Source organism: Allobosea sp. CS1GBMeth4, assembly GCF_900185715.1.
In the GTDB taxonomy this organism is placed as follows: Bacteria; Pseudomonadota; Alphaproteobacteria; order Rhizobiales; family Beijerinckiaceae; genus Allobosea.
In genome coordinates this window covers 124,703-133,253 of record NZ_FYAS01000006.1, presented here as the reverse complement: position 1 = coordinate 133,253, position 8,551 = coordinate 124,703, and the positions used below count along the sequence as shown (strand labels likewise).

Annotated in this window: 9 protein-coding genes; 2 read left to right on the top strand and 7 right to left on the bottom strand. The window is 68.3% G+C overall.

From position 1 onward, the window contains the following. From CS1GBM4_RS03320 to CS1GBM4_RS03290, 7 genes are all read right to left on the bottom strand, one after another. A partial coding sequence (locus CS1GBM4_RS03320) for a hypothetical protein (RefSeq protein WP_210201519.1) occupies positions 1-201 on the bottom strand: 201 nt, incomplete at its 3' end. Positions 202-332: 131 nt separating this feature from the next. Continuing rightward, positions 333-1,226 (bottom strand): polysaccharide deacetylase, encoded by an 894-nt coding sequence (locus CS1GBM4_RS03315; RefSeq protein ID WP_186417264.1) that lies wholly within the window; start codon positions 1,224-1,226, stop codon positions 333-335. Positions 1,227-1,300: 74 nt separating this feature from the next. Further along, a complete protein-coding gene (locus tag CS1GBM4_RS03310) occupies positions 1,301-3,013 on the bottom strand; it encodes an ABC transporter ATP-binding protein (protein ID WP_186417263.1) in 1,713 nt (570 codons plus the stop codon). A 127-nt stretch (positions 3,014-3,140) separates the two neighbouring features. After that, positions 3,141-4,019: an ABC transporter permease gene (locus CS1GBM4_RS03305; RefSeq protein WP_186417262.1), complete on the bottom strand. Its 879-nt coding sequence runs from the start codon at positions 4,017-4,019 to the stop codon at positions 3,141-3,143. Then, positions 4,016-4,990, bottom strand: coding sequence for an ABC transporter permease (locus CS1GBM4_RS03300; RefSeq protein ID WP_186417261.1), 975 nt, complete (start codon positions 4,988-4,990; stop codon positions 4,016-4,018). The genes CS1GBM4_RS03305 and CS1GBM4_RS03300 overlap by 4 nt, the downstream gene beginning before the upstream one ends. Further along, entirely contained in the window at positions 4,984-5,430 is a 447-nt protein-coding gene (locus tag CS1GBM4_RS03295) for an endonuclease domain-containing protein (RefSeq protein ID WP_186417260.1), read from the bottom strand. The genes CS1GBM4_RS03300 and CS1GBM4_RS03295 overlap by 7 nt, the downstream gene beginning before the upstream one ends. Before the next feature lie 140 nt (positions 5,431-5,570). Further along, positions 5,571-6,302: a creatininase family protein gene (locus CS1GBM4_RS03290; RefSeq protein ID WP_348522308.1), complete on the bottom strand. Its 732-nt coding sequence runs from the start codon at positions 6,300-6,302 to the stop codon at positions 5,571-5,573. Between the two features lie 55 nt (positions 6,303-6,357). On the opposite strand from CS1GBM4_RS03290, the gene CS1GBM4_RS03285 reads away from it, so the two are divergent. Together CS1GBM4_RS03285 and CS1GBM4_RS03280 are read left to right on the top strand one after the other, a co-directional pair. Then, a complete protein-coding gene (locus CS1GBM4_RS03285; protein WP_186417259.1) occupies positions 6,358-6,918 on the top strand; it encodes a MarR family winged helix-turn-helix transcriptional regulator in 561 nt (186 codons plus the stop codon). After that, positions 6,915-8,519, top strand: a complete 1,605-nt coding sequence (locus CS1GBM4_RS03280) for an ABC transporter substrate-binding protein (RefSeq protein WP_186417258.1) — start codon at positions 6,915-6,917, stop codon at positions 8,517-8,519. Before CS1GBM4_RS03285 ends, CS1GBM4_RS03280 begins: the two co-directional genes overlap by 4 nt. The last annotated feature ends 32 nt before the right edge of the window (positions 8,520-8,551 follow it).

Genomic DNA, 8,551 nt, shown 5'->3' with positions numbered 1-8,551 from the left:
GGCCGTCGGGGCCTGGCCCGGCGCCGGGCGAGCGCCGGGGCGCTCCTGGCCGCCGGAGCTGCGCGGGCGGCGCGGATCCGGACGGTCGTCGTCAGCCGACGGAGCCTGCGCGAGCTGGAACGGTGGAGCGGCGAAGCTGCCCTGCGAGAGCGTGATGGCGGGGATCAGGGTGCCGAGCAGGAGCAGGTTCTTCGTGCGCATCGTGACGTCCGTTTCGAGTTGATCGTCCGGACATGAACGCGGTCGCGCCCTGAATTCCGAATGAACCGAAAACGGCCGAAATCGGGCACGGTTCCGCCCCCGGGCGGCAATCGCCCGGCGATGCGCGCGCTTCAGAGCCCGGCCTGCTCCTTCACATAGGCCGCGATCTCGGCATGGGTCGCGAACCAGACATCGCCCTTCGCCCTGGCGTGGCGGACCAGCTCCTCGAGGATCCAGAAGCGCGACCGGTAGGTGATGACATGCGGGTGCATGGTCAGGAGGAAGAGCCCGCCTTCGGCGTAGGCGCCGTCGAACTCGCGCCTGAAGATGTCGAACACCGCCTCCGGCGGGGTGTAGGGCCGCAGCGCCTGAAAGCGGTTCATGTTGAAATAGACCGCGTCGTCGCGAATCCACTCGACCGGCAACTCGACCATGCCGGTCGGCTCGCCCTTCTCGATCAACTCGTACGGATCGTCGTCGGCGAAGAGCGAGGAATCGTAGAGGAGGCCGAGCTCGCGCTCGACGGCGAGCGTCACCTCGGAAAAATCCCACGACGGCGTGCGCATGCCGACCGGCCTGACGCCGGTGATCGTCTCCAGCGTGTCGGCCGAGCGCAGGTGCAATTCGCGCTCCTGCTCCGGCGGCACGGCGGTGTTGACCTCGTGGATCCAGCCGTGCAGGCCGATCTCATGCCCTTCCGCCACGACCCGACGCTGCTCGTCGGGATAGAGCAGGGCGGTCACCGCCGGCACGAAGAAGCTCGCCCTGATGTCGTGCCGCGCCAGCATCGCGAGGATGCGCGGCATGCCGACGCGGTTGCCGTACTGGCCCCAGGACAGCCGGCCGACGGACTTGCCGCCGTCGCGCAACTCGTTGGTCTCGTGGTCGACGTCGAAGGAGAGCGCCACGGCGCAGCGCGCTCCGCCCGGCCAGGTCTTCGGCTTGAGGTTGCGGCCCGCGCGCACCTGCTCGACCTTGCCGCGCCAGGTCTCCTCCGGCCATTGCCAGGGCTTCAGTTCGGTCATCGGGTTCCTCCTGCGTGTTCCATGTCGTTCCGGGGCGGCCCGCAGGGGCGAGCCCCGCGAAGACGGAGCTCCGATCATGATGTCGCTGCTTCGGGCAGCACCGGCACCGCCGCGAGCAGCCGTTTGGTGTAGTCGTGCTGCGGGTTGTCGTAGACCGCTCCGGCCGCCCCCTCCTCGACGATGCGGCCGCGATACATCACCGCGACCCGGTCGCAGAGATGCCTGACCACCGAGAGGTCGTGCGAAATGAAGATCAGGGTCAGGCCGAGCTCGGCCCGCAGCCGCATCAGCAGGTTGATGATCTGCGCCTGGATCGAGACGTCGAGCGAGGCGACCGGCTCGTCGCAGACGACGAGGTCGGGCTGCATGGCGAGTGCGCGGGCGATGGCGACGCGCTGGCGCTGGCCGCCGGAGAACTGGTGCGGATAGCGCTCGGCGAAAGCGGGATCGAGCCCGACCGCGGCGAGCCAGTCGCGCACATAGGCCGCGCTGCCGGCCCTGTCGACGAGCCCATGGGCGAGCGGGCCCTCGGCGATGCAAGCGCTGACGCGCATGCGCGGATCGAGCGAGGCGAACGGGTCCTGGAAGATGGTCTGGACGCGGGTGGTGAGCTTCTTCGGCTCCGGGCCGTCGCTCATCACCGGCCGGCCCTCGAAGCGGATCGTGCCCGAGGACGGCGCGTAGATGCCGGCGGCCATGCGCCCGAGCGTCGACTTGCCCGAGCCTGACTCGCCGACCAGCCCGAGCGCCTCGCCGCGCGGGATCGTCAGACTGACCTCGTCGACCGCCATCACGGCCGGCTGAGGCTGCACGAGGCCGAGCCTCTGGCCGAGGCCGCGCAGGGCGCCCGGCCGCGGCTCGAAGCGCTTGCTGACCCGGTCGGCGACGAAATAGGGCGCGCCCGGCACCGGCGCCGCGGCGGCGGCCGCCGGCCTGCGGGCGGGCGGGGTGGCATCCGGCACGCCGCCGCCGCGCAGCAGGAACTCGCCCGGCCTGGCGCGCGAGGGCAGAGCGTCGAGCAGGGCGCGGGTATAGGCATGCTGCGGCCGCGTCAGCACGTCGAGCGTCGGGCCCGCCTCGACGATCTTGCCGAGCCGCATGACCGCGACATGCTGCGCGATCGAGGCGACGGTGGCGAGATCGTGGCTGATCCAGATCAGCGCGGTGCCGAGCTCGGCGACGAGCTCCTTCATCTCGGCGAGGATCTCGGCCTGGATCGAGACGTCGAGCGCCGTGGTCGGCTCGTCGCAGATGATCAGCTTCGGCCGATGCAGCAAGGCGATCGCAATGGCGACGCGCTGGCGCATGCCGCCGGAGAGCTGGTGCGGGTAGAAGTCGACCGTCGCATCGGGCCGCGGGATGCGGACCTGGGCGAGGCCGGCGACGGCGCGGCGGCGCGCCTCGGCAGCCGAGACCGGTCGATGCGCCTCGAGCGCCAGCCTGATCTGCTCGCCGATGGTGAGCACCGGGTTCAGCGTCATCAGCGGGTCCTGGAAGACCATCGAGACGACGCGGCCGCGCAGCTTTCGCAATTCGTCGGGCGGCAACCCGACGAGTTCGTGGCCTTCGAGCCTGACCGAGCCGGCGGCGACGCGGCCGGGCGGATCGATCAGGCCGATGATCGAGAAGCCGGTGACGCTCTTGCCGGAGCCGGATTCGCCGACGAGACCCATCACCTCGCCGCGGCGGAGCGAGAAGGAGACGCCGTCCACCGCCCTCACCACGCCGGCACGGGTGAAGAACTGCGTGGTGAGATCGCTGACCTCGAGGAGGGGAGCGTCTGTCATGAGTACGCATCCCCCGTCATGCTCCGCCTTGTGCCGAGCATCCACGTCTTGAACACCGCTCTCGACCGACGAAGGCGTGGATGGTCGGGACAAGCCCGACCATGACGGAGAGCGTTCGCACCTACCGTCATCGCTTCAGCCTCGGATTGACCTGATCGCGGATCTGGTCGCCGACGAGGTTGATCGCGACGATCAGCAGGATCAGGGCGAGGCCGGGATAGATCGAGATCCAGTAGCGGCCCGAGAGCATGTACTGGAAGCCGTTGGCGATCAGCGATCCCAGCGAGGGCTCGGTCACCGGCAGGCCGACCCCGAGGAAGGACAGCGTCGCCTCGAGCGCGATGGCATTGGCGACCTGCACGGTCGCGACCACGATCAGGGGCGGCAGGCAGTTCGGCAGAATGTGGCGCCAGATCACCTGCCGCGCCGGCAGCGGCGTCGAGAGCGCCGCCTCGACATAGTCCTTGCCGCGCTCGGCCGAGGCCGCGCCATGGGCGGTGCGGGCGAAATAGGCATATTGCGCGGCGACGAGCGCGGCGATCAGTTGCGCCTTGCCCTGGCCGAGCATCGCCGAGATGACCAACGCGAGCAGGATCGCCGGGAAGGCGAGCTGCAGATCGATGACGCGCATGATGAAGGCCTCGCGCCGGCCGCCGAGATAGGCGGCGGCGATGCCGAGCGTGACGCCGACGGCGAAGGCGACCGCGCCGGCGACCAGCCCCATCTGCAGGGAGATGCGCAGCCCGTAGAGAATGGCCGAGAGCAGGTCGCGCCCCTGGGCGTCGGTGCCGAGCCAGTGCGTGTAGCCGCCCGAGCCGACATGGCCGGGCGGCCGGCGGGCGTCGGACAGGACGAGGCCGGCGAGGTCGTAGGGATTCTGCGGCGCGATCAGCGGCGCGAGGAGCGCGACGCCGATCATCAGCACGACGACGACGAGCGCCGCCAGCGCGATGCGGCTCTCGCGGAACTCGCGCCAGAAGCGGGCGATCGGCGCTTCCTTCCTCATCCGGCCCGGCCTTTCCGCAAGCGCGGGTCCAGCGCGAAATAGGTCAGGTCGACCAGGAAGTTGATCATGATGAAGACGAAGGCGACGAGCATGAGATAGGCGACCATCACCGGCCGGTCGAGCGACTGGATCGAATCGATGATCAGCTTGCCGATGCCCGGCCAGGAGAAGATCGTCTCGGTCACCACCGCGAAGGCGAGCGTCGAAGCGAATTCCAGGCCGAAGACGGTGACCAGCGGAATCGAGATCAGGCGCAGGACATGCCGGCGCAGGATGACGCCTTCGGTGATGCCGGCGGCGCGGGCGAACTTCACCGTGTCGGTCAGCATGACCTCGCGCGTGCCGGCCCGTGCCAGGCGCGTCATCAGGGCGAGCTTGAAGAAGGCAAGGTTGAGCGCCGGCAGGAACAGGTGCGAGAGGCCGTTCGGCGTCAGGAAGCTCCATTCGACGCCGAAGAGCGCGAGGGTCTCGCCGCGCCCGCCGGCCGGCAGCCATGACAGCTCGACGGCGAAGGTCATGATCAGGACGAGGCCGATCCAGAAGGTCGGCACCGAGAAGCCGAGGATGGACAGCGCCATGATGAGCTTGGAGAGGACGCTCTCCGGACGGTAGCCGGCATAGATGCCGGCGGGAATGCCGATCAGCGCTGCGCCGAGCACCGCCGCGAGCGTCAGCTCCAGCGTCGCCGGCAGGCGCGACAGGATGAGCTCGAGCACCGGCATGCCGAAGACGAAGGAACGGCCGAAATCACCGTGCAGGACCCGGCCCAGGAAGGTGAGATATTGGTCCCAGAGCGGCCTGTCGAGGCCGTAGCGTGCGATCGTCTCGAGCCGGATGTCCTGGCTGACATCGGGGCCGATCAGCACGTCGATCGGATTGCCGATCGCATAGACGCCGACGAAAACCAGCGCCGACATGACCAGCATGACGGCGAGCGCCTGCAGGACACGCTCGATGATATGGGTCAGCATGGCTCCTCCCCTCCCCCTCGCGGGGAGGGGTTGGGGGTGGGGGGCGACGGACAGGGTTCGCCCGCGCCGATGAGGGCGGCATAGATGGTGTCGATCACCATCTCGTCCTCCCTCATCACCTGCCGGTTGGTAAACCGCAATACTCTCAGGCCTTGGGCTTCAAGCCAGGCGGAACGATCCGCATCGTAGCGAAGCCCGCGCTCCTTGCCGTGCTGGTCACCATCGACCTCGATGACGAGGCGAGCGCCGAGGCAAACGAAATCGACGACGTAGGGGCCGATCGCCATCTGGCGACGAAAATGGGTGCCCTCCTGCGGCAGCCGCCGGCGCAGCAGGGTCCAGAGACGCTTTTCGGGTTCGGTCAGCGTCTTGCGGAGCTTTCCGGCGTTCGAACGGGCAGGCGTCGTCGCGATGGCCGGCCTATCCCGCTCGTAACGCATCGCTCTGCGTCCCCGCGTCGCAACCTGCCCAACGCCCCCCACCCCAACCCCTCCCCGCAAGGGGGAGGGGCTTTCCGGGGCATGCCGTCGGAGGCCAGAACTATAACCGTCGGCCGCCGAAGATGCAGCGCCGACTGAACTCACGGCCAGCTCTCGACCATCACCGCGCGTGTCTCCTCTACGCCGACGGCCCAGAGCGCCAGCATCTCCTCGTCCGGACGCTGATAGCGGCCGTGAAAATTGCCGTCGCCGAGGATCTCGCGCTTCCGCTGCGGATTGGCCGCCTGGTAGAGCGCGGCGTCGAAAGGCGGCTTCACCCCATCGGGCAAGCTCACGCCTTCGAGGCGGGTCCAGGGAAAGTTCTCCATCCAGGAGGCATGCGAGGCGGCCGGATCGACCGCCCTCACCGCCGCCTGGAAACGCGGCCCTGCCCACCAGTTGTGCATCTTGACGCTGGCATCCGGGCGCTTGCCCATCCACTCGGTCACCGCCGTCATCACCGGCGCATTGCCGCCATGGCCGTTGACCAGCACGATCCGGCGGAAGCCGGACCGGTAGACGCCTTCGAGGAGATCCTCGACCAGCGCGATATAGGTGGTCATCCGCAGCGAGATCGTGCCGGGATAGGCGGTGAAGCCCGGCGTCATGCCATAGGCCTGCACCGGGAAGACCGGGATGCCGAGCGGCTCGGCCGCCTCCGCCGCAATGCGCTCGGACAGGATCGCATCGGTGGCGAGGCTCAAATAGGCATGCTGTTCGACGCAGCCGAGCGGCAGGGCGCAGCGGTCGTCGCGCTTCGCCTGGGCCTCGATCTGCATCCAGTTCATCCGGGCGACGAGCACGGCCTGATCCTTGCTTTTCAGCGAAACCAAGTCATCCTTGACAGCGGTATACGGGACCGTCAAGTTCCATATGGAACTAAATTGGATGTCCGAGATGGCACGCGCCCCGACTTCCTTGTCCAAGCTCGACCGGGAGCGCGAATCGGCGCTGCGCGAGCTCGATCCGCTGACCGTCACCAAGCTCTGGGACAATCCCTGCTGGCTGTCGTTCCGGCTCAATTTCATCGCCTTCCGCTTCAACGACCCGGTCTATCGCTGGATCGAAACGCGCTACGGCCTGGTGCGGCCGGAATTCGTCGCGCTCTACGCCGTCGGTCTGAGGGGCGGCGTCGCGGCCAAGAACATCGTCGCCTCCTCCGGACTGCCGAAGAACACGCTCTCGCGCGCGATCCAGAAACTGCTGCAGCGGCGGCTCCTGAAGCGCGAGACCGATCCGGACGATCTGCGCAGCTATGTGCTGGCGCTGACGCCGGCTGGGCGCTCCATCTTCGACGAGACCATGCCGATGATGATGGCGCAGCAGACCGCGATGCTCGCGGTCCTCAGCGAAGCCGAGCAGAAACAGCTATGCGAGCTGATGGACAAGATGGTGATCGCCTCTCCGACCTGGCCTGCCGATCTCGAACCCGAAGGGACCTCAACATGACCAAGCCGCTGTCGCACCGGTCCCCGCTGTGGCGGACCGCCGCCCTCGCCGCCCTGATCGGGCTGCCGCTCGCCGCCCCGGCGACGGCGCAGACGCTGACGATCGGCGTGCGTGCGGGCCCGGAATCGATCGATCCGCACTTCACCGCGACCGGCACCCATGCCGAGGCGCTGAAGCATGTCTTCGACACGCTGACCTGGTCGGGCGACAAGCTGCAGATCGAGCCGCGCCTCGCCACGAGCTGGAAGGCGATCGAGCCGAGCGTCTGGGAGTTCAAGCTGCGGCCCGGCGTGAAGTTCCATGACGGCTCCGACTTCACCGCCGAGGACGTCAAGTTCTCGATCGAGCGCATCCCGGTCGTCGCCGGCCCGAACCCGACCACGATCTACGTCCGGCGCGTCAAGGAGGTGAAGATCGTCGATCCGCTCACCGTCCACATCGTCACCGACGGGCCGGCGCCCAACCTGCCGAACGATTTCATCCGCCTGTTCATCGTCTCGCACAAGGCGGCCGCCGGGCTGACCAAGGACAATGCCAACGACGCCTTCAACACCGGCAAGGCGGCGATCGGCACCGGTCCCTACAAGTTCGTCTCGTGGACGCCGAAGGACCAGCTCGTGCTCGAGCGCTTCGACGGCTACTGGGGCGAGAAGGAGCCGTGGCAGCGCGTGCTGCGCAAGGAGCTGCCGAACGACGCCGCCCGCGTCGCCCAGCTCAAGGCCGGCCAGGTCGACATCATCGTGCGCGCCCCGGCCTCGGACGTGCCGACGCTGAAGCGCGACGCCAAGCTCTCCGTCACCACCATCGACACGGTCTACGTCTTCAACATGGAGCTCGACATGCGGGACAAGTCCCCGCAGGTCAGCGCCAAGGACGGCTCGCCCCTGCCGAAGAACCCACTGCAGGACGCCAGGGTGCGCGAGGCGATCGACCTCGCCATCGACCGGCCGGCGCTGGCGGAGGTCGCGATGGAAGGGCTCGGCGCCCCGGTCAACCAGCTGGTGACGCCCAATATCGCCGGCTACAACAAGAGCCTGCCGCCGCTGAAGCCGGATCTCGCCAAAGCGAAGAAGCTGATGGAGGAGGCCGGCTACCCGAACGGCTTCAAGATCTCCTTCTCCTTCACCAGCGACCGCCTGCCGGGCGACCGCCAGGTCGGCACCTCGATCGCGCAGATGCTGGCGCGCGTCGGCATCGAGGTGAACGCCAACGCCCAGCCCGGCGCCGTCTTCTTCCCGGCGCGCCTGCGCGGCGAGTTCTCGATGTCGATGTCGGGCTGGGGCACGCTGACGGGCGAGGCGAACTACACCCTGTCCTCCGTCGTGCACTCGAACGACCCGGCCAAGAAGCTCGGGGCCTTCAACGTGCTCGGCTACAAGAACGCCGCGCTCGACAAGCTGATCGAGGACGCCGCGGTCGAGATGGACGAGGCCAAGCGCAACGACCTGCTGTCGCAGGCCAACGCCATCGTCGCCAAGGACCGGCCGCGCCTGCCGATCGTCGCCGTCGGCTCGGCCTGGGCGATGCAGAAGGCCAAGGTGACGATCCGTCCGCGCGTCGACGAGGACACGCTGGCGATGGACATCAAGCCGGCGAAGTGAGGCTTTAACCCTTCTTCCCTGGGGGGAGAAGG

What these genes read in the sequence shown, in the direction of transcription:
- CS1GBM4_RS03280 (WP_186417258.1), top strand. Translation starts at nt 6,915, where the DNA reads ATGACCAAGCCGCTGTCGCACCGGTCCCCGCTGTGGCGGACCGCCGCC.
- CS1GBM4_RS03315 (WP_186417264.1), bottom strand. Translation starts at nt 1,226, where the DNA reads ATGACCGAACTGAAGCCCTGGCAATGGCCGGAGGAGACCTGGCGCGGC.
- CS1GBM4_RS03300 (WP_186417261.1), bottom strand. Translation starts at nt 4,990, where the DNA reads ATGCTGACCCATATCATCGAGCGTGTCCTGCAGGCGCTCGCCGTCATG.
- CS1GBM4_RS03305 (WP_186417262.1), bottom strand. Translation starts at nt 4,019, where the DNA reads ATGAGGAAGGAAGCGCCGATCGCCCGCTTCTGGCGCGAGTTCCGCGAG.
- CS1GBM4_RS03295 (WP_186417260.1), bottom strand. Translation starts at nt 5,430, where the DNA reads ATGCGTTACGAGCGGGATAGGCCGGCCATCGCGACGACGCCTGCCCGT.
- CS1GBM4_RS03285 (WP_186417259.1), top strand. Translation starts at nt 6,358, where the DNA reads ATGTCCGAGATGGCACGCGCCCCGACTTCCTTGTCCAAGCTCGACCGG.
- CS1GBM4_RS03310 (WP_186417263.1), bottom strand. Translation starts at nt 3,013, where the DNA reads ATGACAGACGCTCCCCTCCTCGAGGTCAGCGATCTCACCACGCAGTTC.